Source organism: Planococcus lenghuensis (assembly GCF_001999905.1).
Taxonomy (GTDB): Bacteria; Bacillota; Bacilli; order Bacillales_A; family Planococcaceae; genus Indiicoccus; species Indiicoccus lenghuensis.
Genome location: NZ_CP019640.1, coordinates 3,636,554 through 3,662,171 on the forward strand (window position 1 = coordinate 3,636,554; position 25,618 = coordinate 3,662,171).

The window sequence follows — 25,618 nt, forward strand, 5'->3', positions numbered from 1 at the left end:
AAATAGTCATTCCCAATACTCTTTTTTTCGGTTCTACACCGATTGTATGCCGACACGTTCGTCTGCACAAGGACAGGTTTCCAGATTATTTAACCGGCAAAAGGGAAAAGAAAGGGAAAGCGATGAAGAAAGGGGGAAGCGGCAATGCGGCCGTTGGCAACAATGGAATCCGTTGAAACTTTTATTCAGCGGGAAGGATTGAATTTTCTCTATGTTCTGCGTCCCGGCTGAGGAGTCTGTCATGCACTGCTTCCTCAGGTTGAGGAAGTGATGGACGGTTACCCCCGCATCCGGACAGCGACGGTGGATGCGGAACAGATCGAAGAACTGGCTGGACTTCTGTCCCTCTTCACGGTGCCGGTTTTAATTTTATTTGTGGATGGAAAAGAAATGCTGCGGGAAGCCCGGTTTGTGCATATTGAGGAGTTTCACCGGAAAATCGGCAGACTCTATGAAGGCTATTTTTCCGAATAAAAAAAGGGGCGCCATAGCGTCCCTTTTACCTTTTATGTCTACTTGTTATTTACCAAAGTTGGGAGAGTTTCTTTCACAGCTGCTGCCGCTTCTTCAACGTTATCTGCTTTCAATACGGTCTTCTCCGCCTTGGGCAACTGGCTGCCTTTATGTTCGTACCGTGAATCGTAATACCCCTCCAGCAGCGACCGTACCGCTGAAGCGAAGTCACCGCTCCAGAGATCTTCTTCAATCTGGTTTGCGACAGGCGTATGCATGCGGGTGCGAATCCGGTTGAATGCCTGGATGCATTCCTGCTGGTACTTCTCTGGCTGATAATCTGCCAGAATGATGCCGATACGTTCATCAATCGGCAAGTCGATGATCAATTGCGGGCTTTGCTCTTTCAATTCCTGCAAAAACTGCGGCATCACAATTTTGCCGATCCGGCTGCTTTCCGCTTCGAACAGGACGTAAGGCGAGTCCTTGAGCTGGCGCAGCCGCTCAGCAAGCAGCGCGTCGAATTTTTTCTGGTTATTCGGCCGGTCTCCGATATGTCCGAAGATTGATCCTTTATGGCCGGCCATACCTTCCAGGTCAATGACCGGATACCCTTCCTGCTCCAGCATCTTCAATACTCTTGTTTTCCCGGAACCGGTCAGCCCGTTCAGTACCGCAGCCTTGAATGGCACTTTAAACTGCTCCAGTTCATTAACGACCCATTTCCGGTAAGCCCGTACGCCGCCTTCAAGCCGCTGGACACGCAAACCCATTAAGTCAAGCATTGTGGCAGCCGTCTTGCTGCGCATGCCGCCCCGCCAGCAGAACAGCGTAATGTCCCCATCCACTTCCTGGAACTGCCGGATGAATTCGGGCAGTTTAGCAGAGACAATTTCCAGGCCGCGCTGTTTTGCGGTGTCCGTACCCACTTGTGTATATAACGTGCCGACTTCCGCCCGTTCAGCATCCGTGAACAGCGGAATATTGATGCTGCCAGGCATCGAAAATTCCTGATACTCAGACGGCGACCGCACATCCACCAACACCATTTTTCCTTCTTCAACAAGTGGCATCAGTTCTTCAATTACTATATTTTTAACCATAATTTCCCTCCAACAGGATCTTGAACCCATCTTGCTATTATACACTAATTCCTGCCGCCCCCCTTATATGCCGATCGGTTCAGTTGCACCCGGACAGCCCATACGGCTTTTTCATCCAGTCCTCCGCTTCCCCTTATTTCCGTTGCCTTTTGATTGGTAACAGATTACAATTTAAATTATTCTGATAATTAAATCAAAGGAGGCGTCTGTGTTGAAAATAGGTGTATTCACCGTGCTGTTTGCAGATAAAAGCTTCGAGGAAATGCTGAAATATGTCTCGTCGAAAGGAGTGGAGGCAATCGAACTTGGAACCGGCGGCTATGGCAGCGACGCCCATTGCAACGTGGATGAATTGCTGGGTGACGAAACCGCTCTGCAGCGCTTTCAGCAAAAAGTCAGCGATCACGGGCTGATGATCAGCGCGCTGAGCTGCCATTCAAATCCGCTCCATCCACAGAAAAAGATTGCAGCGCCTGCCGATGAACTGTTCGACAAAACGCTCCGGCTTGCAGCCAAGCTGAGCGTCCCGGTCGTCAATACGTTTTCCGGCTGTCCCGGCGACCATGAAAATGCCCTCTATCCGAACTGGCCTGTTTCACCTTGGCCGCATGATTTTCAGGAAGTATTGAAATGGCAATGGGAAGAAAAATTAATTCCATACTGGAAAGAAAAAAATGCGCTGGCAGAATCGCTCAGTGTCAAAATCGGCCTGGAACTGCACGGCGGTTTCTCTGTACATACACCCGCAACGCTGCTGCGGCTTCGGGAAGCCTGCGGTCCAATGATCGGTGCCAATCTTGATCCAAGCCATATGTGGTGGCAGGGAATCGATCCGGTGGAATCCGTCAAAATACTCGGCCGGGAAGGCGCCATCCATCATTTCCATGCAAAAGATACAGCCATCGACCAGCAGAACATGAACCGCAACGGGCTGACCGACATGACCGAATACTCGGAAATGCGGGATCGGGCCTGGTATTTCAGGACAGTCGGTTTCGGGCATGATCAAAAGACCTGGGCTGATATCATTAGCGCGTTGCGCCTGTACGATTACGATTATGTTGTAAGCATTGAACATGAGGATGGTCTCATGTCTGTTGACGAAGGCTTTACCAAAGCGGTTGAAAACCTGAAGCCGCTGATCGTAAAAGAGTCCGTCGGGCAAATGTGGTGGTCATAAGCATTACGAAAAAGCCATGGACGGCTGCCTGCATCCATGGCTTTGTTTTCATTTGCTTTTGGAAGTTTTTTTTCTTGTCAGCTGTTTATTGCGCCGCCGCAGCCCCGGTTTTACCAGCCGGTCCTCAGTCGGCTCCAGATTCGACAGCACTTGCTTCAATGCTTGTTCTGTCGGCATTTCGATTTCGCTCAAATAACGCGCAATCTGTTTTTCGAACTTCGCTCTCAGGAGTTCGTCTTCAAGCATTTGCAGCAGTTTGCCGCTGACGACTTCTTTTTCTGTCAGCGGACAGATCAATTGCTCCTGCTTCAAATACTCCAAGTTTTCCCGTTCCTGTCCCGGCAGTGCATGAACAGTAAAGATCGGCAGCCCTTTGGCCAGCGCTTCGCTTACTGTAATGCCTCCGGGCTTTGTGATGATGGCATCCGCCTGGTCGTAAAGCTCATTGATTTTTTTGGTTGAGGAAATATACGGGTATACATCGATATTTTTGTAATTCTTGCTTGTCAGCAATTTATATAACTTCTCGTTTTTCCCGCAGAGCACGGTAAGTGCCATGTCTTCATGGATTTTCGAGATGAATTCTTCAATATTGCCGAGTCCGATATTGCCCCCTGCCACCAGCAGCCGTTTTCTTTCATTGCCGGATTGCTTCGTTTTCTTCGAAAATATGGGATGGATCGGAATGCCGGTGATTGTCACGCGGTTCTCTGAAATTCCGTACTCATCAACAAGCAGTTCCTTGCATGCCCGGTTCGGCACGAAATGATAATCGATATGGGTCTTTCCCCACAGGCTGCTGATGAAGAAATCGGTGTAAATATTAATGATAGGCGTTACGAGAAGCCCTTTCATCTTCAAACGGTTTAAGATGCTCGATGGAAAGGAATGGGTGCAGATAATGACATCCGGCCCCTCTTCCGCGATCAATTCAATCATTTTCCGTTCAAAATAATCGCTGATTCGTTTCATAAACGCATTGTCACTTTTATCTGATGAGGACTTTTCCATACTCTGGTTATAAATATAATGATAAGAGGCAGGAAAATGCTTAATCCATTTTACGTAACTCTTTGAAACCACTGTTTCCAGTCCAGACCCACAATAAGTGATCAAATCTCTTTTTCGGCAGTATACTTCACTGAATTCTTCTTCGATAAAATCGGCTACAGTATCCGCGACTTGGTGGTGGCCTGATGGCATCTGGAATATCGGCAGAATCAGAACTCGCTGTACCATTCAACAGCCCCCTTTTCTAAGTGCTCTGTGCCTGCTAAAGGTGTCACAGTCAAAAATCGGATGCCTTTTTCCTTCCTGTCCAAGATAAAAGGCTCCAGGGCGCGCAGCATGACAGCCGGTGCTTCCCGGTCCGCCCCGAATGTTTCCCCGCAATCATGCAGGAGGATAAAATCACCGTCCCCTCCCGCCTCGTCCAGCCGGCTATACAATTCCGCTTCTGTTATCCCTTTTTTCCAGTCCCTCGGGATATGTGACCACATGATCACTTGCAACTGTTCCCGAAAAAACAGGGAGCAGAGATTGAAATGACCCCAGGGCGGCCGGTAATAGCTTGGCCGTTCACCTGTGATTCCGCTGATCACTTGAATGCTTTTTGTCAACTGGCGTCTGTAGGCACTCGGCGACAAAAGCCAATTGCTGATATGCCGGAAATGATGGACGCCGATTTCATGGCCTTCTTCATGCATTCGTCGGATAAGGTCAGGATAGGCTGCCGCTTTTTCGCCTACAACAAAAAACGTGGCGCTGATGTCATGCATTTTCAGCAGATCCAGCAATTGCGGGGTATAGAGGGGATTGGGCCCATCGTCGAACGTGAGGGCGAGTGTGTTCGGAAGATTACCTTTTTGGCGAATGCCGATAGAAGCGGTTTTGCCGATCATGGTCGGAATAACCGTATAGAGTGCAATGGCGGCCAATCCGCCAATGAACAGTTTTTTCACATTTCCCGGTCCCTTCTGTTTTCTGTTTCTGTACGTGCTGCCGTCTTTGTCCATCGTGATAAGGTTCTGTTGTATTTATACCATTTTTTCGTATTTTTATAAAACAAGTTGAATGGCTGATATGGACCTTGGGCAAAAGACCATACAAGCCGCTGTTCTTCAAACAGCGGCCATGTTTCTGTATGAAACCTCTTTGCCGGTCACAGCCGACCCCGCAACAGTTTCGCTTCTGCTGCAATTCAGTCTGATTCCTTTAAATATACCCTAAAAAACAGCGATCATTCCTTGAAACTGTCAGGAAATCCTTTCTTTTCTTCCGGCTTCATTTGTTTCCGCGCTGTACGGCATGTTTTTGCTGCTCTTTTTTTCATTGATTACTCGGCTCTCCGGCAGCAGGTCAGCCGGATACGCCACCTTTCCGCTTTTCCTGCGTCGAATCCGCATTTCCTCTCTCTGTACAATGGTCTTTCATTGTTCTATATTGAAACGGGGTGATGGTATGAAAACAATTCTTTACTTAAACACTGAAAACCTCATTGCCGGAATGACAATGAAGGATGAGGCCGCTCCGGAAGCCAATAACATGGCACTTCATGCATGCACGGCGCCAGAACGGGTAACGGAAAATCGTCGGAAACTGGCAACTTCACTCGGCAGTGAACTGAATGATTTTGTTCTTGCCAATCAAACACACAGCGCTAATTTTCATCGGGTCACTTCACAGGATAAAGGAAAGGGTGCTATTGACACAGAGCAGGCACTTGCGGATACGGATGCGCTTTATACTTATGAGCCGGATCTGCTGCTGGGCAGTTTTACGGCTGATTGTGTACCGGTCATGTTCTACAGCAAAACGAGCAGCCTCACTGGCGTCATTCATTCCGGCTGGCAAGGCACCGTGAAAGAAATCACCTTGAAGCTCTTTGATCATTTACGGATAAATGAACAGATCGACCCTGCAGATATTCACATACAGATCGGTGCCGCGTTGAGTCAGGAGAAATTCGAAGTGGATGAAGATGTATATGTAAAATACAAAAATCTCGGCTATGCGGATGACTTCATGTACTACAACGACCAGACCGGAAAGTACCATATCGATAACCAATTGACCGTAAAGAAACAGTGTGAGCTGGCAGGAATTCCGGCCGGCCAGATTGCAGTGGACCGGACTTGCACATTCACCGACCCATCCGGCTTCTCTTACCGTCAGGATAAACAGAGCGGCAGGCATCTCTGCTTCATCAAGAGAAAAAGCACTTAATTCTTTCAGCGCACCGGTTTCTTCTTCGGCGCGTTTTTTGTTTCCGGTTTTTCATTTGCTGTCATTCGATTATTCAGCTTGCCCGTGATACGATAAATTCAACCCTTATTCAATTTGATCCGTATGTCCGGAAGAGGTGAAAAGATGGGCTTTTTCAAACGATTGTTCAATGGAGAAGATCAGGAACCGGCGAAAGTGGAAAAGCGGACCCTGCTTAACCTGCGCATCGGCGATTTTGTAACGTATGATCTGACCGATTACGAAGTGACCGGTAAAATCGAGTATGATGACGGCGGGTACCGATGGACCGCTTACCAGCTGAACGCCACCGGCCGCATCCTGTGGTTGAGCACAGAGCTGGATGATGAACTTGACGTTGGCATGTATGAACCGGTACGGATACCCGGATTCGAGGCAGGTGCCGCTGAAGTTGCTTACGATGGCCGTACCTATTACTTGGAGGAACAGGGACGCGCGCACGTTGAAGCAGCAGGCACAAGCCGCAATGTCCACGGAAAACATGTGGATTACTACGATTATGCGGATGAAACCGGCGAATCCTTTTTGTCTGTTGAAGTATGGGGCGGCGATGTGGAAGTAAGCCATGGCCATGAAATTGAAGAGTTCGAAGTCACGATCTTGGCAGGAAGTTAACCGATTGGAGGAGAAGATATGTTTCAATTTTTCAAGCGTGTTAAGACGTATATGGGATCAGAACTGAATGCGGCACTGGACAAAGCGGAAGATCCGGTCAAAATGCTGGATCAATTCATGCGGGAGATGTCCGTCGATATCCGGGAAGCGGAAACGGCGACCGCAAAACAGCTGGCCAATGAGAAAATGCTCAAGAAAAAACTCGATGAAGCTCAGAGCATGGCTGCAAAACGCCAACAGCAGGCAGCTGACGCGGTTGAGGCCGGTAATGATGATCTGGCCCGCCGAGCATTGGAAGACAAGCAGAATTACATGAAACAGGCGGATGCCCTGCAGCCGGCGCATGAACAGGCGGCCGCTGACTCGGCTGCACTGCGCGAAAAACTGGCGGAAATGAAACGCGAGTATGAAGAGATGGAACTTAAAAAGGATTCACTGAAAGCGCGTGCGGAATCGGCGAAAACCCGTACGAAAATGAACCGCACTCTCTCTTCTGTCGGGGGCGATGAATCACGTCAGGGTTTTGATCGCATGGAAGAAAAAGTGATGCAGTACGAAGCGGAAGCGGAAACATCGGAAGATTTGCGGTCAGGTTCACGAAGCCTGGACGACGAACTCGCTGCACTCAAAAAAGGCAATGCAGTCGATGACGAGTTGGCTGCACTCAAGCAACAGTTTAAAAAAGAATAGCGATAACCGGCCCTGTATACATGGGGCCGTTTTCTGTTTCACATAAAAGCAGCGGACTACCGTAATCAGCTAACGGAAAGGATATGAACATGAGATTCGGCATTATCGGCACGAACTGGATCACCGATCGCTTCATCAAAGCCGCCGCCGCACTTCCCGAATTCAGTATCGGAGCCGTCTATTCCAGAACGGAAAAGACCGGCAGGGAATTCGCAGCAAAACATGCGATAGAAAACGTCTATACAGACCTTGCCGCCATGTTTAGAAGCGGCACGATTGAGGCCGTTTATATTGCTTCACCGAACGCTTTCCATGCCCAGCAAAGTATTGAAGCAATGGCACATGGCATCCATGTGCTGTGCGAAAAGCCGGCTGTTACTTCCGTCGAGGAAATGGACCGGATCATCGCCGCTTCCCGGAAACATCAGGTAATGTTCATGGAAGCGATGAAATCCACAGTCACACCCACTTTTCTCAACCTGAAAGACAAGCTTGGCAAGATCGGCCCGCTCCGGCGCTTTGTGTTCCATTATAATCAATACTCTTCCCGCTATGACAAGTACAAGGAAGGCGTCATTGAAAACGCCTTTAAACCTGAACTCGGCAATGGCGCCGGGATGGACTTAGGCGTGTATTGTCTCGCGCCTGTCGTGCATCTGGCCGGCGAGCCGGACACCATTTTAAAAAACAATTTTTCGCTATCCACCGGTGCGGAAGGACAAGGCAGCATGATTCTAAATTACGGGGAGTTCGAAGCGGTCCTGATGTATTCCAAAATTTCCGATTCCCTCCTGCCGAGCGAAATCCAAGGCGAGAACGGCACCATCGAAATCGACCGGATCAGTGATCCGCAACAAGTTGCGATCCGCTACCGGAATGGCCGGACGGAAGATCTTTCAGTTCCGCAGGAGTTCGATACAATGTATTACGAAACGGCAGAGTTCATGAATTGTGTAATTAACGGACAAATCGAATCCGCGATCAATACACATGCTCTTTCAAGGGCCGTCATTAAGCTGCTCGTCTGATTTTCAGGCACACCCGGATTTTGTATAGCCATCTCCCGCTATGTTTAAATTGCTGAAAAAAAGGAATCCCGTAATTACAGTGATTGGAACATCCATTGCTGTTAATACGGAATCTAACGATACGTTTAATGGGGGCGGAGATTGATGTATAAAGCAAGTTTTGATTTAAGTGGAAAAACAGCGGTCGTGACAGGTGCCGGCAGAGGAATCGGCCGGGCTATGGCGGAAGGACTGGCGCATGCCGGTGCGGATGTTGTATTACTTGCCCGTTCTGCTGAAGAGATCGAGCAGGCAGCTTCCGAAATCAACACTGAAACTGGAAGAAAAACAGTAGCCATCGTCTGTGACGTCACTGACAGTGCATCTGTGAACAGCGCTGTCAATCAGGCGATCGAGCAGTTCGGAAAAATCGATATTTTGATCAATAATGCCGGCACAAGCGTCAGGGAGACGGCTTTCGATTTAGCGGAAGAAGACTGGGATAAAGTCATGGATGTTAATCTGAAGTCCGTCTTTCTCCTGTCAAAAGCGGTCGGTAAACACATGACAGAGCGACAGTATGGCCGCGTTGTCAATATCGGATCCGTCGCTTCCCGGCTGAGCCTTGCGTCCGGCACCCCCTATGGCCCCAGCAAAGCTGCAGTCGTTCAATTGACACGGCAGCTGGCCAATGAATGGGCGACGCAAGGTGTGACCGTCAATGCCATCAGCCCATGGTTTTTCAAGACATCACTTAATGCACAGGCATTGGATGACGAGGAATTCCGGACGCTGCTGGAAAACCGGACACCGATGAAGCGATTGGGTCAGCTTGACGAATTGATCGCACCGGTTTTGATGTTCTGTTCAGATGGTGCCGGATATATCACTGGCCAAAACCTGTTTGTCGATGGCGGCGTCACAAATTACGGATTTTAGAGGAGGAAGATCAATGGCGAAATTTATTGTGCTTTACGAGGAACCGAACGACAAGGATGGATTTGAAAAACATTACATGGACGTTCACATTCCGCTCGTGAATGAACTGCCGGATATCAAACGTACATCCTTGGACCGCGTTGTCAACGCTGACAATGCCAAAAGTGCTTTTTACCTGCATGTGGAAATTGAATATGAGGACCTGGCTACTCTGAATGCATCCCTGTCTTCACCGGCCGGGCAGAAAGTGAAAGAGGATGCAGTCAATCTGGCGCCTTTCCTGCAGGCCCCGCCCCAAATACTGATTACCGACTGAATTGCTGATCGAATTAAAAAAAGGCTTCCTGAGAATAACCTCTCAGGAAGCCTTTTCAAAGTAACTGCCTTACGCTTTCTTCTGATGGCCCCTCGCCCGCTCAGCGGCAGCCAGCACTTCATATACATCCTTGCCGGTCCCGGCTTCCAGACAGGCAACATAGGCACCTTCCACGAATGGCGCATCTGCGATTTTCACCCGGTCTTCCGAGCCGGATAACTCGATTGCAAGTTCCGCATTCATCATGGCGCTCCCGATATCGAAAAAGACGACAACACCATCTCCCTGATCCGCTTCGTCGATCGCCTGCTGGATTTTTTCCAGGCTTGTGCCGATTTCATTATCATCAGTTCCGCCAGCTGCCACGACTGCTGTTTCTTTGAATACCTGCGTCACCAGATCCTTTACGCCTTCTGCTATTTTATGGCTATGGGAAACGAGCACGATACCGACTTGGCTCACAGCTGAACACCTTCTTCTTTAATGACTTGCGCTAATGATGAAAACAGGTAGTAAGACGAAACCGAACCCGGATCGAGATGACCGATGGAGCGGTCACCTAAATAGGAAGCTCTGCCTTTTTTAGCTTTCAAGTTTTTCGTATTTTCCATTGCAGCCTTTGCCGCTTCCTCAAAATCGTCTGCATCCAGCGCTTCCCGTCCCTTCAAGTACGTCAGCAGTGGTGACCAGACATCGACCATCGTCTTATCGCCTTCCTCGGCCTTCCCTCTTAATATAAGTCCGTTCAGGCCGGCTTCTACACCTTCTACAAATGAACCATAATCGATTTCCTCTTTCCCTTGCACAGCGCCGGAAAACTTGAGCAATGCCGTTCCAAATAGCGGACCGGCTGCACCGCCCACTTTCGATAACAGCGTCATTGACCAGTCTTTAATCAGATCGGCAACCGCTGTGTATTCCGTTGACGAGATTTTATTGACCGTTTCCTGGAATCCCCGGGAAATGTTCGTTCCGTGATCCCCGTCGCCGATTGCCTGGTCCAGTTCCGATAGATACTCCTTATTTTGCTGGATCTGCTCGTTCGTTTTCATGATCCAAGCCTTTACGTCCTCAACTTTCAATCCCATTCCGCCTCTTCCTTTCGTGATGAAATGAGGAGAAACCTGAATCGGATCCTCCCCTGCTGTTCACTTAAAATCCGAGCGTATTCGTTGGTGCAGCCAGCAGCTCTTTCAGTTCATCATCCAATTTGAGCAATGTGACCGACAAGCCGGCCATATCGATCGCCGTCATGTATTCGCCGACAAACGTTTTATGGACAGTGAATCCTTTTTCTTTCAGGAGATCATTCACTTTGCCGTTCAGGACATACAGCTCCATCAATGGCGTGCCGCCCAATCCGTTGATCATCACGGCTACTTCATCACCGCTTTGGTGTACACCATCATCCAATATTTTCTGCACGAGCGTTTCCGCGATTTCATCGGCTGATTTTATTTTATCGCGCGAAATTCCTGGTTCCCCATGAATGCCCATCCCGATTTCCATTTCATCTTCAGCAATCTGGAAACCGGCTTTCCCGGTCGAAGGGATCGTGGCAGCTGTCAATGCCATCCCCATGGATCGCACGTTAGCGACTGTTTTTTCTGCCGTCGCTTTCACTTCGGCCAAACTCGCTCCGCTTTCCGCTTTGGCACCCGCCAGTTTATGAACGAATAATGTTCCGGCAATTCCTCTTCTGCCTGTTGTGTATGTACTGTCTTCCACTGCCACATCGTCATTCACGATCACCTTATCGACCCGGATTTCTTCCATTTCCGCCAGTTCCGCTGCCATTTCGAAATTCATGACATCACCGGTATAGTTCTTGATGATCAGCAAGACGCCTTCTCCGCCATCCACAGCTTTAATCGCTTCCAACACCTGATCCGGCGTCGGGGATGTGAAGACTTCACCTGATACCGCAGCATCCAACACGCCTTTTCCGACGAATCCGGCATGTGCCGGTTCATGCCCGCTTCCGCCTCCACTTACGAGCGCCACTTTCCCTTGAACTGGTGCGTCTGCCCGTGCAATGACCGTTGTTCCTTCCACTCGCTTCAGTAAATCGCCATGTGCAGCCACCATGCCCTTCAGCATTTCCTCTACAATTTGGTTCGGGTCGTTAATCACTTTTTTCATCGATGTTCCCTCCCGTTTTTTACTGATGGACCTATTGAAACATTCTTATTAGTTCAAATATATCCATTCAAGTTCCTGAATGCAATTTCTTTACAGTAAAGATGAATACACTCTTTTCTATCCGAAAAACTGATTTCCAGTAGCTGATTGTTTGTATCATAAATTGAAAAATATGCTCTGAAGATGTATTCCGGCTATTTTTCTATAACAAAAAACAAAAGCTGCCTTATCAGCCAATCCTCGCGACTTAAGACAACTTTTTGTGCATTCTTATTAACTTCATTTTTCCCTGCCTTCTTCTCTGAATGCCGCTGCAATTCCTTTCCAGGACACCATCAGTAATGGCCAGTCAAATCCGACTGCCAGGAAGGACATCCCCTGCTCTGCCCATCGGCGCGCCGCCTCAATATCCCGGCTGAAGATACCGGCAGCCCGGCCATTTTGCGTAACCGTCTGAACAGCACCAGCAATCAATTCCGTAACGGCAGGGTTATTGACTTCGCCGGTCACGCCAAGATCCGCTGACAGATCGTAGGGACCGAAAAACACACCATCGAGTCCATCGAGCTGTGAAATTCGGTCGATTCGCTTAACAAGATTCACTTTCTCTGCCATGATCCATACGCTCGTCCGGGTATTTTCCTCTTTCATAAACGTTGCTGCATCAAGAGTGCCATAACCTGTTCCGGGTACGAACGGATTCAGGCCTCTCGTCCCGAGCGGCGCAAATTTCAGAGTCCGGATTACATTGCGCACATCTTCCGGCGTCTCAGCGCCGGCAACAATCGCCCCATCCAGCCCCCGGTCAAACAGGCTTCCCAGAAACGGAAGATCTTCCATTGAACAGCGAACAAACACACGGAGCGCCAGATTCTGGGCGGTATCCACGAACCTGCCCACAAGTTCCTGTGTCGGCGTGCCATGCTCAATATCAATGATAAGAAAATCCAGCCCTGCCGCCGCTGCCACCCGTACCACTTCCGGATCGTGGCCTAATATAAAAGAGCCGACTGCTATACTTCCTTGTTTAGCTTCATGTTGCCTGTCTTTGTCTGAAGAATTTGCCACGATGTCCGACTCCTTCTTTTCAGCATTGGGTTATGAATAAAATTGCGGGTATTTCTTCCATTCCTTCCCCTGTTCCTGATCATGTCCGAAGAAAACCGCAGCCCGCTCTGCTTCCGCGATCTTTTGAAGGCGGGCAATGGACCGGGCTGCTTCCTTCTCGTCTTTCACGGCAAAAGGAATGCCTTCCTCATAATTTGCCCGGACATACACCGCATCAATCGTCAGGAGGATAGCCCCCGAGTTTCTTGTGCGGACCAGCACCGACTGATGCCCCGGTGTATGGCCCGGTGTGTGAATCAGTGAGACACCGGGCACCAGTTCCGTGTCTCCTTCAATGATCCGGTAATTCAAATGCGGCGAACGGCAGACAGCCGGATAAGCGCCCTGCTCCATGGCTACATCATATTCAGCCCGCTGCACAATGATTTCCGTGTCAGGAAACAGCGTATTGCCGCCCGCATGATCAAAATGCCAGTGCGTGCTGATGATGCCGGCGAGGTCATCCGGTTCATACCCAGCCAGTGCCAGAACTTGATCGGCCCGGTCGGCTTTACTCATTTCGGGTATGATGAGCCCTTCATCTTCCGTTCCCGCAAACATGCCATTCGGATCCGTAATGCAGGAATCCGGCATACCGGTATCCACCAGAAAAAGACCGTCTGTCGTTTCGATTAAGTACATCCAGATCGGAAACAGCACCTTCTCGCCCGGCGACAGCCGCGTGTTAAAGACCGACCGATCCACATGGCAAAAACCGGCCGGAAGCAATGTCAGCTTCTCAACGCTCATTTTATCGTTCCCCTTCCGCCACCTATTCTTGCCGGCTCACATCGACTGCACAACTCCGCCATCAGCCAGAACCGTCTGGCCCGTCATATATGAATTTGCCGGTGACAGCAGAAACGCGGCCAGCCTGCCGAACTCTTCCGGGGTTCCGTACCGACCCATCGGCACTTTTTCCTGTTCCGCCGCCTGGACTTCTTCAAGCGGCCGTCCTTCCCGTTCCGCCCGGGCGCCGTCCAGTGAATCCAAACGGGCAGTCTTGATACGGCCGGGTGCAAGATTCACCACTTGGATATTGTCTTTCGCCACTTCCGCCGCCAATGTCTTCAACATCGCTGCTGTGCCGGTGCGGATGGTATTCGACAGAATCAGATTCGGGATCGGCTGCTTCACGGACATCGATGATACATTCAGAATCTTACCCCCTCCGCTCCGCTTCATGATCGGCAGTGTTTCCCGGACCAGCCGGACGACGCTCATAAGATTGAGATTAACCGCTGCCAGCCAGTCCTCATCTGAGAATTGTTCAAATTGACCGGCCGGCGGACCGCCCGCATTTGTGACGAGCAGATCGAGGCCGCCGAGCTGCTGTTCCGCTTTCTTTATCAGTTGCTGGATGTCTCCATTCTTTGTGACATCCGCCGCAATAGGGATGACTGTCCCTTTCTGCACGTTGCAGGTCCGGGAAATTTCATCTGCAACTTCTTCTAAGCGTTCCTGCCGGCGGCTCGAGATGACCACTTGGCACCCTTCGCTGACGAGCGCTTCTGCAATGGCTCTGCCGAGACCTTGCGAGGCAGCTGTAACCAATGCACGCTTTCCTTTTAAACCAATGTCCACTTCATTCCCTCCTTCAAAGATCGTTCTATTGGCCGCTGATCGGAAACGCCAGCGGCTGCCAGGCCCGCACATTTACTGTACGGGCACCTGATGTGACGGCCGGATCCTCATTCGCCAGGTGAAGCGCTTCTTCTTCTGAATCACAATTATATATGACGAGACCGCCTGTCTTATCCAAAAACGGTCCCGCTTCAAAAACGCTGCCAGCTTCGTACAGATCGCTGATGTACTGCAGATGCGCCGGCCGGGATGCCGTGTTTTTCTCCTGATCGACTATGATAAGTTCGGCAAGGTACATCATTGCCCTTTCTCCTTGTTCATAAGTTCCTTGAACGCTTCTCTTGGCGGTGCGAAGGTGTCGATGCAGACCGCCCCTTCTTCAAGCGCCACAGCACCATGAGGCACATTGCGCGGGATGGTGACGGCATCGCCTTCACCGATCACTTGTTTTTTATCTCCCACTTCAAATTCGAGCCGGCCTTTGATGACATAGGTAATCTGCTCCTGCGGGTGCTGATGCAGCGGCGCCACTGCGTTCGGCGCAAATGTGACATAACTGATCATCACCTGCTGTCCAAAAAACGGATGGAGTGTAACGCCATCCGCCGCTTCAAGCGACTGCATATCCGGCATGTGTTCGAATGTCGGTTCATAGTCGGCTACATAATCATGTGATACTCCTTCTCGGAAATAATCCCGGTTAACGCCCATGGTCATCTTCCCCTTTCGGTGTTTCCGGCTGTTCGAATTCCAGCTTCAATCCGCTGGAAAAAGCGTTCGTGCCGGAGAAAAAATCAATAATTGAGATCATTTCCATCAGCTGGTCCTCTGTCATGCCAAGTTTTCTGGCGGCAAAAGAATGGCTGTCGATGCAATAGCTGCAGCCATTGACCATCGAAGTCGTCAGCGCAATGATCTCTTTTGTAAGCGGATCGAGCGTGCCATCAAGCATGATGGTCTTATACCGTTCCCAGTTCACCCGGAGATAATCCGGCCGAAGCGCCATCGTGCGCCAGATGAGCGGGACTTGTTGCCACCCCCTGATCCACTTCATTTCTTCATAAATTTCTTTCACCAGTCCCGTGGCTTCGCTTTCAGGCACTTCATTCACTAAGGCCATTTCATCCACGCCTTTCGGTATTTAGTCTGCTAGAGGTACTTGGCCATGCCGCCATCGACATCGATTGCTGTTCCTGTGATATAGGAAGAACGCGCGGAGACGAGGAATGCGACAGCCGCTGCAACTTCAGCTCCATCTCCGAACCGGCCGAGCGGCACATCAAACGTGCCGATGAGTTCATCAAAAAAGCTTTGCGGCTTCCCTTCCCATTGACCGGAATTAACAAATCCGATATTTACAGCATTGACCAGGATGCCGTCCGCTGCGAGTTCCTTCGCCAGCGTTTTCGTTAATGAAATACAGGCCGCCCGGTTTACGCTTGAAGCGAAAAACCGCTTCTCCGGCTGTTTGCCGAATACCGCTGCCATATTGACAATCCGGCCGCCTGCCGGCATAAACGGCAGAACAGCTCGGGAGAAACGGATATAAGACAATTGCTTCACCTGGAAATCCGCTTCCCAGTCTTCATCTGTCAGTGTTTTAAATGTTCCCGGATACGCCTTTCCTGCGTTGTTGACGAGCACGTCAATACTGCCGAACCGTTCACCGACCGCTTCCACAAAAGCGGTGACTGCCTCAGGATCCGTTACATCGACTGACTCCGCATAAAACCGATCCGGCCCCGCCTGCTCCTGCAGGCCGGTAAAGTCTTCGACGTGACGGCTGCAGCTTGCCACGATGCAGCCTTCGGCAAGTAATTCCTCGCAGACCGCCCGGCCGATCCCCCGGGAACCGCCGGTTACAAGCGCCACTTTCCCTTTCAAACCCAATTCCATTGTTCTGCTCCTCTCATTCCGCCCGGTCTGTTCCTGCGGATGTCCGTAGATTCATTGAAAACAAAGAGACCTCATCAGGGACCGGCTGACCGCCAGTCCCTTCCCGAGGCTCTTCGTGGAATTATTTATAGACAGGTGTCAGCCAGTCTGCATACCGTTCATCCAGTCCGCGTACCGCTTTATAATATACAGTCTGCAGTTGCGCTGTAATCGATCCGAGTTCACCGCTGCCGACTTTCCGTCGGTCGACGGATGATACCGACGCAATCTGAACACCCGTCCCAGCTAGGAAAATCTCATCTGCAACGTACAGTTCGGTCCGGTCAACGGCGCGCACTTCGTAAGCGATACCAAGATCTTCCGCCACCTGCAGCACGGCCCGGCGCGTGATGCCTTCCAGAATATCTGCGGTGACGGGTGTTGTAATAATCGTATTGTCCCGTACGATGAACAGGTTGGAAGAACTGGCTTCTGACAGCTGACCATCGGCTGACAGCATGATCGCTTCGTCATAGCCGTCGGCCGATGCCGCATCATTCGCCAGCGCGGCATTAATATAGGCACCGGTCACTTTGGCCCGTGATGGAATCGTATTATCAGAAATGCGCTGCCAGCTTGAGACGACGAGCGCCAAGTCTTCCGTTTTCACATAATCCCCCATGGGCACCGTGAAAATCGCCAGTTCATCCCGCAGTCCGCCGAGTGTGACTTTAATGACCCGGGAGGCTTTAAAAGCCATCGGCCGGATATAGACATTCCCTTGGTACTCGTTTTTCTCGAGCACTTTCACCGTCCACTCCACCAGTTCTTCCGCTGTATAAGGACACTCGATTTTCAGGATGCGGCATGATTTGATCAGCCGCTGGAAATGCTCCAGCGCTTTCAGCATATACAGCTGCCCCTGCTCGGCATTCCAGTAGGCCCGGATTCCTTCAAAGCAGCCGGTCCCGTAGTTTAGTGCATGTGTCGATATGTTGATATTCGCGTTATCCAGCGGCATGATTTCCCCTTTGAAGAAACAGTACCCGCCGGTGATTTCTGCTGTTGGTGATGGTCCTTGCGCTGCTGTCTCCCGTGCTGTCATTTCTCTCCCTCTTCCTCCTCCATTTTACGGAGGGCTTCATCCATCATCTTTTTATAGCCCGTCCGCGGCGGGGAAAAGATATCAAGCGCTACGCATCCTTTTTCGTATGTAACTGCACCGTGCGGAACGTTCGGCGGCACCACATAGACGTCGCCTTTACGGATCATTTTCTTCACGCCATTGAGTTCAAACTCATACTCGCCTTCAATCATCGTCCCGATCTGCTCTTCCGGATGTGAATGGACAGGGGCTACACTGTTCGGCTCCATATAAACAAAACTGAGCTGAACATTTTCCCCGAATACCGGTTTCAGTCCGAGCCCTTCCACCACTTTCAGCAGCGGGATATCGTCCGTGTTCAAATGCCGGGGCTGAAAATCACCGGCCACTTCAACAACATTTTCTTCAGGCGGCGCAAAATAACCGCCTGTCCCGATACCTTCTTTCTTTTCCTTGCTCATCCCATCCACTCCTTTTGATTTCTCGGCTGTGCATGGCCCTAAAACAGGTCTGCATATTCCTCGATTTCCCAATCTGTCACATGATCATTAAAACGGCTGATTTCATTTTCCTTCAGCGCGATATAAGCATTCACCGCATCCGCCCCTAAATACTTCGTCAGCGCTTCATCGGCTTTTAACGCCGCTAGAGCTTCCGGCAGGCTGCCGGGAAGACTCCCCGACCCTTCCACACTGTATGCATCTTCATTATGCACAGGATCCGTGAGCGGCAGTTTCCGTCTGATGCCGTCAAGCCCGGCTGCGTACATGGCCGCCATCATCAAATACGGATTGCAGTCGGCGCCCGGCATCCGGTTTTCAAGACGCGTCCCCTGCCCGCGGGCTTCCGGCACCCGGATCAGGCACATGCGGTTCTCGAACCCCCATGTGATGTTCGATGGTGCAAATGTATACGGCCGCAGCCGCCGGTAGCTGTTGATCGACGGGTTGGCAAATGCACAGATGGCGGCACTGTGTTCAAGCTGGCCGGCGATGAAATGCTTGAATAATTCACTCATTCCATTTTCATCTGCCGCGTCATAAAAAGCATTATCCCCCGACGCCAATTCATATAGCGAATGATGGAAATGCGCCCCGCTTCCGCTCAAGCCGGTCAGCGGCTTGGTCATGAACGTTGCAAGCAGGCCGCGTCTGTGCATCAATTCCTTCGCCGAGGTTTTGTAATAGAAAGCGGCATCCGCCTGGCCGAGTCCCTTATGCGGCTTCATCGAAATCTCATACTGGCCCGGCCCGTACTCCGTGTTGATGGCTTCCACTTCAATTCCTACGGATTCCATCGGCACTGATAAATCATAAAGGATTTCATCGACCTGGGACTGCTTCACTTCGGAATAGCATTGCAGGCCTGTCCATGTCGGTTCATATCCGTCCTTGGCATACTTCTCAAAGACATAGAACTCAAGTTCCGCTGCGCCGAAAGTGGAATATCCTTCCGCTTCGAACTCTTTCAGCACGTTATGGAGAATACCGCGCGGGTATACGCTGACCGGTTCTCCTTCCAGAGTGAACACATCGGCGATCACACGGGCCGTCTGTTTCGCCCACGGCACGACCGTAAAAGTCGCGGGATCCACTTTCAGCATCCAGCTGCCGTATCCGCCGGCAAATCCGGCACCCGCCGGCAATACGAAATTAGCTGCCGTATCGACCGAGAACATGGCTGATGGATACTGCATTCCCTGCTCAAGTACTTCATCCGTGAATTTCTTCACCGGGATATTCCGGGCTCTTGCCACATTCACCAAATCATTAAAAACGACACGGACTATTTTGATGTCTTCATCCCTGATGATTTTTCTGATGTCATCATTGTTCAAGTTTTTCATCAAATCCCTCCTTTTGAATGGCGAAAGCTGTGGCGACTCTATCTTTATGTACCTTTTGCAAGATGAAATCGTCTAGTTAAAATTATATGGACAGACGCCTCCGTAAGTCAATTTTAACTTTTTAAAAGATTCTTTCTAATTGAACAATCCGCTTACAGCCAATGATAGAATAAAGGCAGCAGGACTTGATAACTGAAAACTATGATCGACACAGGAGGAATTGCTACTATGACTGAAAAAGCGACAGGACCTTATGGCAGCTGGAAGTCGCCTGTCACAACCGATCTGATCGTCCAGGGAACCACACCGCTTGTCAGCACAGGCCTTCTTGGCCAGGATCTGTATTGGGTGGAAGCCCGCCCGAAAGAAGCCGGACGGAACACCGTCATGCGGCAGGCACAGGACGGCACCGTAACAGAATTGACTCCGGCTCCCTATAATGTGCGGACGCGTGTGCATGAATATGGAGGGATCTCTTACTGCTTTCTCGGCGGCGCACTGTATTTCTCGAATTTCGATGATAACTTCCTGTATGTCCGCAGTGAAGATGGTGACATTGAACGCATAACGACCGATTCGAATCTTCGCTATGCGGACCCGGCAGTGGATGTCCGGAAGCAGCGGACGTACTGGGTGCGTGAAGATCATACAGAATCGGCGATTGCTGCTGAAACAACGATCGTCGTCATGGACACGGACGGGGGTAATGAACGCATCGTCGTCTCGGGCAGCGACTTCTATTCAAGCCCGCGTCTCAGTCCTGATGGCAGTCAGCTCGCCTATCTTACGTGGCAGCATCCTAATATGCCATGGGATGAGTCCGAGCTGTGGGTAGCCGATCTGGCTGAAGATGGAACGCTGCTGAACGCCAAGCGGGTTGCAGGCGGTTCCGGTGAATCCGTCACACAGCCTGTCTGGTCGCCGGACGGAATGCTCTACTTTGCATCGGACCGCTCGAATTGGTGGAATATCATGCGGATCAATGGCGGCAATGCAGAAACGGTCTATGCAAAAGATGCGGAGTTTGCATCGCCCGGCTGGATGTTCGGTATTTCGGATTACGCCTTCATTGATGACACGGTCATCATATGCACATACACCGATAAAGGAGTCAAACATTTGGCGAAAATCGATGTCGTAACCGGGGCATTGATCCCAATGGAAACAGCGTACACATTTTTCTCTTCCATTCATTCGAATGGCAGTGATGCTGTATTCATCGCGGCTTCACCGACAGAGTTTCCGCGCATCGTCCGGATGAACACCAAAGACCAGCTTGCTGTAATTAAGGCTTCAGCGGAATTGTCAGTGGATAAATCCTACATTTCACAGCCTGAAACCATCGAGTACCCGACAGCAGACGGCAAGACGGCATATGCTTTCTACTATCGCCCGCACAATCCGGAATATGCAGCCCCGGCGGACGAGAAACCGCCCCTCCTTGTGCATGTGCATGGCGGGCCAACCGGCATGACGACTGCCATTTTGAACTTAGTGAAGCAGTACTGGACGAGTCGCGGCTTTGCACTTGTTGATGTGAACTACGGCGGCTCTGCCGGCTTCGGCCGGGAATACCGTGAGCGGCTGAAAGGCAATTGGGGAATCACTGATGTCGAGGACAGCGCGAACGCTGTACGTTATTTGATCGAAAAAGGGGAAGTTGACGGCAGCCGGGTCGCCATTTCAGGCGGCAGTGCCGGCGGCTATACGACGCTCGCGTCACTTGTGTTTACGGACGTGTACAGCGCGGGTGCCAGTCATTTCGGACTGAGTGAACTTGAAGTATTCGTAAAAGAAACCCATAAGTTTGAGTCCCGGTACTTGCACGGGCTGATTGGCCCCTACCCGGAAGCCAAGGATGTATATGCTGAGCGTTCACCGATCAATTTCACAGACCGGCTGTCGTGCCCGGTCATCTTCTTTCAGGGCCTTGAAGACAAAATTGTCCTGCCGAATCAGGCGGAAGGGATGGTTGAGGCGTTAAAGGAAAAAGGGCTGCCGGTTGCTTATTTGGCATTTGAAGGCGAAGGACACGGGTTCAGGAAATCCACGAACATTAAACGCGCCATTGAAGGGGAATTTTATTTCTACAGCCGGATCTTCGGTTTTGAACCGGCTCAAGCAATTGAACCGGTGGAAATTCTGAATGCCTGACAATGAACCGAAGGCCTCCGGCACAGGCGGACGGACCGGCATCTGATCCATCCGACTCTGCCGATTCTTTCGGATTTCCTGCATCATTTTCCCTCCCTATGCATGGATACAGGGATAACTGGGAATACACGTATTGTATGCCTGATTTCTTCAGGCCATCTTGTCATGTTAATTTTTGCAGGATAAACCGGAAAACTGATACACTATTCAGTGAACGGCTTTCCTTGCATTTAATTTTTAGAAAAAATTACTGAAGGAGCTGAAACCATGAATCAGAAGCAATTCGATGTCATTAAAAACGGAAAAGGTTTTATCGCCGCATTGGACCAAAGCGGCGGCAGTACACCGAAAGCACTGGCACTTTATGGCGTTTCCGAGGCCTCGTATCAGACCGATGAAGAGATGTTCGACCTTGTCCACAAAATGCGTTCACGGATCGTCACATCGCCCGCTTTTACATCCGACCACATTCTTGGCGCCATCCTGTTTGAACAGACGATGGACCGCAAAGTTGAGGGCAAGTATACTCCTGACTACCTGTGGGAAGAAAAAGGAGTCGTGCCCTTCCTGAAAGTCGATAAAGGGCTCGCCGATGAATCCGATGGCGTTCAGCTTATGAAACCGAATCCGGGTCTTGATGACCTGCTGAAACGGGCGAACGAGCGCAATATTTTCGGAACGAAAATGCGTTCCGTCGTCAAAGCGGCCAACCGTGAAGGCATCAGACAAGTTGTCGACCAGCAATTCGAAGTCGGCAAGCAGATCCTGGCGGCCGGTCTGGTACCGATCATTGAACCTGAAGTCGATATCAACATCAATGATAAAGCGGAAGCGGAAGCGATTCTGAAAGAAGAAATCCTCCGCGAACTTGACCAGCTCAGTGAAGATCAGAATGTCATGCTGAAACTGTCAATACCGACAGAAGACAATTTCTATAAAGAGCTTATCGAGCATCCGCGCGTTGTGCGGGTTGTCGCCCTGTCCGGCGGTTATCCCCGTGCAGAAGCGAACGACCGGCTCAGAGCCAATAACGGCCTGATCGCCAGCTTCTCCCGTGCGCTGTCTGAAGGCTTGAATGACCATCAGTCCGACGAGGAGTTCAACAAGACACTGAAAGATTCCGTGCAGCAGATCTACGATGCGTCGGTATCCTGATGACCAATAAATAAGAAAAGGCGTGCAGCAAGGTTACTCTTGCCTGCACGCTTTTTTGACGGGTTTTTATGTATGCTTACAGCGCCTGTCCCTTCTCCGGAGGTTTTATCGATTCAACGACAAAAAACACGTTACCTTTGGGTAACGTGTTTTTTCATACTTTGCGGCGTCCAAGCCATGTTCACAGCATGTTCCCCCGAAGGAGTGCTTGTCCGTCTTACGCAAACGAGCTCATCGCGTCCTTAACACTACAGCATGCCGGCAGGTGTGTCAATGCTGCTGTTCGGAAAGCCTCTTTTTCGCCAATTATTACGTGATGAATCAGGAATGTTTCTTGGCATACAGTCTCGCGCTTTCCGCCTTTTTTCAAGCGCTTGTCACATAATGTTCACTTACGAAAAAATTTTCATACCGATAGACTTAAGCTTATCTTTAATGAAAAGGAGAGAGATAATTTGCCCACAAATAAAAAAGAAGGCCTTTTATTCGGCTTGATGATGGTGTTCGGCATGGTGCTGTTCATGTACACCTATAATTTGGTGATGGAAGGATTATGGAAGGAATTGTCCATTGCAGCAATCGCTCTGCAGTTCCTGATTACCCTAATGGTCGCTTTCATTGTTGAGTCGTTCCTGATCGGTCCATTGGCTGGCGGATTTGTATCCAAGCTCCGCTACGATAAATCGAAAAAATGGAAGAACATTCTCGCCATGTCCGGGTGCATGGTTACCGGTATGGTTCTGACCATGTCCGTGTTCGGGTTGGCCGTGAAATTCATGATCAGCGGAATCGACGGTTCACTGCTGTCTGACTACGTGCAGCTAGTCGGCCAGAACTTCATCATGGCTCTCCCGGTCCAATTACTGATCGTCGGACCGATCGCCAGATGGGTTCTTACAGCATTCATACAGAATGGAGCTCATCCTGAGACTGTCATCAGCTGAACAGGTGCTCACAAAGAACACCCAATATTCTTCGCTTTTCCGATTGGATAGGTGGATGAACAGATTGAACATTTATGAATCACTTCGGTTTATCAGCCTGACCCCTAAGTTTTATCTAAAACTGATCCTTTTAAACAGTCCAGTGCTTTGCTAAAGTTAGCGGTACAATCAATGACTGATTTGAAAGGAAGGATAGAATCATGCAAAAAGCAACAACGTATTCAAATGCACGCACTTTTAATCTGATTTTGACATCCATGTCAATCGCTCTTGTATTTGTGGCAACACTCCTGCTGAATATCCGGCTGCCAATTGCAGCAAATGGCGGGCTCGTTCACCTTGGCACGGCGATGCTCTTCATTATCTCCATGCTGCTCGGTCCGAAAAAAGGCGCCGTTGCCGGTGCTGTCGGAATGGGGTTATTCGACTTAGTCTCCGGCTGGACCCTGTGGGCACCGATTACATTTATTGCCCGTGGCCTGCAGGGATATGTCGTCGGGAAGATCGCCTGGATGAACGGCCGCAATGGCAACAGTGTTGGTTTTAACATAGTTGCTGCAATCATATCGATTCCTCTCATGCTGGCAATCTATTATGTCGGTGAAGCTATTATCTACAGCAGCTGGATCATACCGGCCGCATCGATTCCCGGTAATATCGTCCAAAACGCCGTAGGGCTTGCCATTGCGATTCCTGTGGTAATCGCACTTAAAAAAGTTCCATTTTTTAAATAAGCTCAGTTAAGCGGTCAATAATCATAAAAGCGTTCCTGTCATCTTCCGGACGACGGGAACGCTTTTATTTCAGAGAAAGTCCTCTCCCGTACTTTTATGTCGATACCGGTGCCAATCAAGGAGAAAGGTTTCTCAAAACCCGCTGATGGGAAAAAAGATATAACAAGTAACCACAGGAAACGGAGTGACAGTATGCAAAAAATCACCCAGGCCTATCTCGAAGATGTGTTGCAGAAGAGCCGGCCTTATTCCCAAAAAGGTAAAGTGGCCAGTTATATTCCGGAACTGAGTGAAGCAGATCCAACTACGCTCGGCGTTACGCTGATAGAGTGCGGGGGTGAAAGCTATTCAGCCGGTGATCATGAACAAACATTCACTCTCCAAAGCATTTCAAAAGTGCTGAGCCTGCTCTTGGCCCTTGAAGATCAAGGCAAGGACAAGGTTTTTTCCATCGTAGGCCAAGAGCCGACCGGCGACCCGTTCAATACAGTGGAGTATTTGGAGACCGAAGCAAAGGACAAGCCCTTCAATCCGATGGTCAATTCCGGTGCAATCGCCGTCAGTTCGATGATCAAAGGCCGGAATGTCGATGAGCGGTTTGGGCGGATCCTGGATTTCATCCGGCAGATTTCCGGCAATCCAAACCTGACGCTGAATGAAGAGGTTTACCAGTCTGAGAAAAAGACAGGGGCCCATAACCGCTCGCTCGCCTATTTCATGCAGAGCATCGGGATTCTCGGACCGGAAGTTGAAGATATACTGGATTTGTATTTTCGGTTCAATTCAATTGATGTGACCGTTCATGACTTGGCGAATATCGGCTGTCTCCTGGCGAACCGCGGAAAACGACCGGGCAGGAACGACTGGCTCGTATCCGAAAAGTATGTTGAAACTGCTGTAACGATCATGTTCATGGCTGGCATGTATAATGCATCCGGTGAATTTGCCATCGAAGTCGGCTTTCCGAGCAAGAGCGGTGTCAGCGGCGGTATCATGAGTCTTGTTCCGGGTCAGATGGGCATCGGTGTGATCGGACCCGCCATCGGCAACCGGGGCAATAGCACAGCCGGCGTCCAGGTGCTCAAGACATTATCCGATGATCTTCAGCTGCATCTGTTCCGGGACCGGCTGCTGTGATCCCTTACTGATAGATGTATACCTGAAAAATGAGTTATTCCGTGCACTCTTATCACAACGAGGCGATCCAAAACGCCACTTAAATCAAAGACAGGGAAGAATAACCGATTGGTTTTCTCTCCCTGTCTTTTTAGCACACGGTTTTTCTGAAAGTGACGGGCCATGGCAATGTCGTATTGCTTGCAATGAGTCTGGGCAGGCGAAAAGAAAACGAATTTCTCAGCGAATCCATTACAGAAAAAACCCTCCCGAAATAAGTTCGGGAGAG

Annotated in this window: 29 protein-coding genes; 13 read left to right on the forward strand and 16 right to left on the reverse strand. The window is 50.1% G+C overall.

The window, feature by feature from the left end; genetic code table 11:
- The first annotated feature begins 270 nt into the window (after positions 1 to 270).
- The gene (locus B0X71_RS21465) at positions 271 to 474 is read left to right on the forward strand and encodes a YbbN family protein (RefSeq protein ID WP_232336740.1); all 204 of its coding nucleotides are present in this window, start codon (positions 271 to 273) and stop codon (positions 472 to 474) included.
- A 38-nt stretch (positions 475 to 512) separates the two neighbouring features.
- Here B0X71_RS21465 and mnmH read toward each other — a convergent pair whose 3' ends face one another.
- The gene (gene mnmH, locus B0X71_RS18255) at positions 513 to 1,556 is read right to left on the reverse strand and encodes a tRNA 2-selenouridine(34) synthase MnmH (RefSeq protein WP_077590765.1); all 1,044 of its coding nucleotides are present in this window, start codon (positions 1,554 to 1,556) and stop codon (positions 513 to 515) included.
- 211 nt (positions 1,557 to 1,767) lie between these two features.
- Between mnmH and B0X71_RS18260 the strand changes: the two genes are divergently transcribed.
- Positions 1,768 to 2,736: a sugar phosphate isomerase/epimerase family protein gene (locus B0X71_RS18260; protein WP_077590766.1), complete on the forward strand. Its 969-nt coding sequence runs from the start codon at positions 1,768 to 1,770 to the stop codon at positions 2,734 to 2,736.
- A 48-nt stretch (positions 2,737 to 2,784) separates the two neighbouring features.
- Here B0X71_RS18260 and B0X71_RS18265 read toward each other — a convergent pair whose 3' ends face one another.
- Positions 2,785 to 3,975, reverse strand: coding sequence for an MGDG synthase family glycosyltransferase (locus tag B0X71_RS18265; RefSeq protein ID WP_077590767.1), 1,191 nt, complete (start codon positions 3,973 to 3,975; stop codon positions 2,785 to 2,787).
- Positions 3,957 to 4,697 (reverse strand): polysaccharide deacetylase family protein, encoded by a 741-nt coding sequence (locus B0X71_RS18270; protein ID WP_232336741.1) that lies wholly within the window; start codon positions 4,695 to 4,697, stop codon positions 3,957 to 3,959. Before B0X71_RS18270 ends, B0X71_RS18265 begins: the two co-directional genes overlap by 19 nt.
- A 499-nt stretch (positions 4,698 to 5,196) precedes the next feature.
- Between B0X71_RS18270 and pgeF the strand changes: the two genes are divergently transcribed.
- From pgeF to B0X71_RS18300, 6 genes are all read left to right on the forward strand, one after another.
- Entirely contained in the window at positions 5,197 to 5,961 is a 765-nt protein-coding gene (gene pgeF / locus B0X71_RS18275; protein ID WP_077590769.1) for a peptidoglycan editing factor PgeF, read from the forward strand.
- Positions 5,962 to 6,105: 144 nt separating this feature from the next.
- Positions 6,106 to 6,615 carry a DUF4178 domain-containing protein gene (locus B0X71_RS18280; RefSeq protein ID WP_077590770.1) on the forward strand — a complete coding sequence of 170 codons (510 nt, stop codon included), beginning with the start codon at positions 6,106 to 6,108 and terminating at the stop codon, positions 6,613 to 6,615.
- An 18-nt stretch (positions 6,616 to 6,633) separates the two neighbouring features.
- On the forward strand, positions 6,634 to 7,305 hold the full coding sequence (locus B0X71_RS18285) for a PspA/IM30 family protein (RefSeq protein ID WP_077590771.1): 672 nt from the start codon (positions 6,634 to 6,636) through the stop codon (positions 7,303 to 7,305).
- Positions 7,306 to 7,394: 89 nt separating this feature from the next.
- The gene (locus B0X71_RS18290) at positions 7,395 to 8,333 is read left to right on the forward strand and encodes a Gfo/Idh/MocA family protein (protein ID WP_077590772.1); all 939 of its coding nucleotides are present in this window, start codon (positions 7,395 to 7,397) and stop codon (positions 8,331 to 8,333) included.
- 144 nt (positions 8,334 to 8,477) lie between these two features.
- On the forward strand, positions 8,478 to 9,251 hold the full coding sequence (locus tag B0X71_RS18295) for an SDR family NAD(P)-dependent oxidoreductase (protein ID WP_077590773.1): 774 nt from the start codon (positions 8,478 to 8,480) through the stop codon (positions 9,249 to 9,251).
- 13 nt (positions 9,252 to 9,264) lie between these two features.
- Entirely contained in the window at positions 9,265 to 9,567 is a 303-nt protein-coding gene (locus B0X71_RS18300) for an EthD family reductase (protein ID WP_198038657.1), read from the forward strand.
- A gap of 69 nt (positions 9,568 to 9,636) precedes the next feature.
- Here the strand turns inward: B0X71_RS18300 and dhaM are convergent, their stop codons facing one another.
- From dhaM to B0X71_RS18365, 13 genes are all read right to left on the reverse strand, one after another.
- A complete protein-coding gene (dhaM, locus tag B0X71_RS18305; protein WP_077590775.1) occupies positions 9,637 to 10,029 on the reverse strand; it encodes a dihydroxyacetone kinase phosphoryl donor subunit DhaM in 393 nt (130 codons plus the stop codon).
- Positions 10,026 to 10,655, reverse strand: coding sequence for a dihydroxyacetone kinase subunit DhaL (gene dhaL / locus B0X71_RS18310; protein ID WP_077590776.1), 630 nt, complete (start codon positions 10,653 to 10,655; stop codon positions 10,026 to 10,028). Before dhaL ends, dhaM begins: the two co-directional genes overlap by 4 nt.
- 64 nt (positions 10,656 to 10,719) lie before the next feature.
- On the reverse strand, positions 10,720 to 11,709 hold the full coding sequence (gene dhaK, locus B0X71_RS18315; protein WP_077590777.1) for a dihydroxyacetone kinase subunit DhaK: 990 nt from the start codon (positions 11,707 to 11,709) through the stop codon (positions 10,720 to 10,722).
- A gap of 279 nt (positions 11,710 to 11,988) precedes the next feature.
- On the reverse strand, positions 11,989 to 12,777 hold the full coding sequence (locus B0X71_RS18320) for an HpcH/HpaI aldolase family protein (RefSeq protein ID WP_198038658.1): 789 nt from the start codon (positions 12,775 to 12,777) through the stop codon (positions 11,989 to 11,991).
- 30 nt (positions 12,778 to 12,807) lie between these two features.
- Positions 12,808 to 13,566, reverse strand: coding sequence for a quorum-quenching N-acyl homoserine lactonase AiiA (gene aiiA / locus B0X71_RS18325; RefSeq protein WP_077590779.1), 759 nt, complete (start codon positions 13,564 to 13,566; stop codon positions 12,808 to 12,810).
- A gap of 36 nt (positions 13,567 to 13,602) precedes the next feature.
- A complete protein-coding gene (locus tag B0X71_RS18330) occupies positions 13,603 to 14,400 on the reverse strand; it encodes an SDR family oxidoreductase (RefSeq protein WP_077590780.1) in 798 nt (265 codons plus the stop codon).
- Between the two features lie 25 nt (positions 14,401 to 14,425).
- Positions 14,426 to 14,701 (reverse strand): YciI family protein, encoded by a 276-nt coding sequence (locus B0X71_RS18335; RefSeq protein ID WP_077590781.1) that lies wholly within the window; start codon positions 14,699 to 14,701, stop codon positions 14,426 to 14,428.
- Positions 14,698 to 15,111 (reverse strand): cupin domain-containing protein, encoded by a 414-nt coding sequence (locus B0X71_RS18340; RefSeq protein ID WP_198038659.1) that lies wholly within the window; start codon positions 15,109 to 15,111, stop codon positions 14,698 to 14,700. The genes B0X71_RS18335 and B0X71_RS18340 overlap by 4 nt, the downstream gene beginning before the upstream one ends.
- Positions 15,101 to 15,520: a carboxymuconolactone decarboxylase family protein gene (locus B0X71_RS18345; protein WP_077590783.1), complete on the reverse strand. Its 420-nt coding sequence runs from the start codon at positions 15,518 to 15,520 to the stop codon at positions 15,101 to 15,103. The genes B0X71_RS18340 and B0X71_RS18345 overlap by 11 nt, the downstream gene beginning before the upstream one ends.
- A gap of 29 nt (positions 15,521 to 15,549) precedes the next feature.
- On the reverse strand, positions 15,550 to 16,296 hold the full coding sequence (locus B0X71_RS18350; protein WP_077590784.1) for an SDR family oxidoreductase: 747 nt from the start codon (positions 16,294 to 16,296) through the stop codon (positions 15,550 to 15,552).
- A 121-nt stretch (positions 16,297 to 16,417) separates the two neighbouring features.
- A complete protein-coding gene (locus tag B0X71_RS18355) occupies positions 16,418 to 17,380 on the reverse strand; it encodes a branched-chain amino acid transaminase (protein ID WP_077590785.1) in 963 nt (320 codons plus the stop codon).
- Positions 17,377 to 17,841: a cupin domain-containing protein gene (locus B0X71_RS18360; RefSeq protein WP_077590786.1), complete on the reverse strand. Its 465-nt coding sequence runs from the start codon at positions 17,839 to 17,841 to the stop codon at positions 17,377 to 17,379. Before B0X71_RS18360 ends, B0X71_RS18355 begins: the two co-directional genes overlap by 4 nt.
- A gap of 38 nt (positions 17,842 to 17,879) precedes the next feature.
- The gene (locus tag B0X71_RS18365) at positions 17,880 to 19,226 is read right to left on the reverse strand and encodes a glutamine synthetase family protein (RefSeq protein ID WP_077590787.1); all 1,347 of its coding nucleotides are present in this window, start codon (positions 19,224 to 19,226) and stop codon (positions 17,880 to 17,882) included.
- A gap of 228 nt (positions 19,227 to 19,454) precedes the next feature.
- Here B0X71_RS18365 and B0X71_RS18370 point away from each other — a divergent pair, with 228 nt between their 5' ends.
- From B0X71_RS18370 to glsA, 5 genes are all read left to right on the forward strand, one after another.
- Positions 19,455 to 21,380 carry a S9 family peptidase gene (locus tag B0X71_RS18370; protein WP_077590788.1) on the forward strand — a complete coding sequence of 642 codons (1,926 nt, stop codon included), beginning with the start codon at positions 19,455 to 19,457 and terminating at the stop codon, positions 21,378 to 21,380.
- Between the two features lie 267 nt (positions 21,381 to 21,647).
- Positions 21,648 to 22,535, forward strand: a complete 888-nt coding sequence (locus B0X71_RS18375) for a fructose bisphosphate aldolase (RefSeq protein ID WP_077590789.1) — start codon at positions 21,648 to 21,650, stop codon at positions 22,533 to 22,535.
- A gap of 455 nt (positions 22,536 to 22,990) precedes the next feature.
- Positions 22,991 to 23,479, forward strand: coding sequence for a DUF2798 domain-containing protein (locus tag B0X71_RS18380; RefSeq protein ID WP_077590790.1), 489 nt, complete (start codon positions 22,991 to 22,993; stop codon positions 23,477 to 23,479).
- A gap of 200 nt (positions 23,480 to 23,679) precedes the next feature.
- The gene (locus B0X71_RS18385) at positions 23,680 to 24,213 is read left to right on the forward strand and encodes an ECF transporter S component (protein ID WP_077590791.1); all 534 of its coding nucleotides are present in this window, start codon (positions 23,680 to 23,682) and stop codon (positions 24,211 to 24,213) included.
- A gap of 192 nt (positions 24,214 to 24,405) precedes the next feature.
- Positions 24,406 to 25,350, forward strand: a complete 945-nt coding sequence (gene glsA / locus B0X71_RS18390; RefSeq protein WP_077590792.1) for a glutaminase A — start codon at positions 24,406 to 24,408, stop codon at positions 25,348 to 25,350.
- Positions 25,351 to 25,618 lie beyond the last annotated feature (268 nt).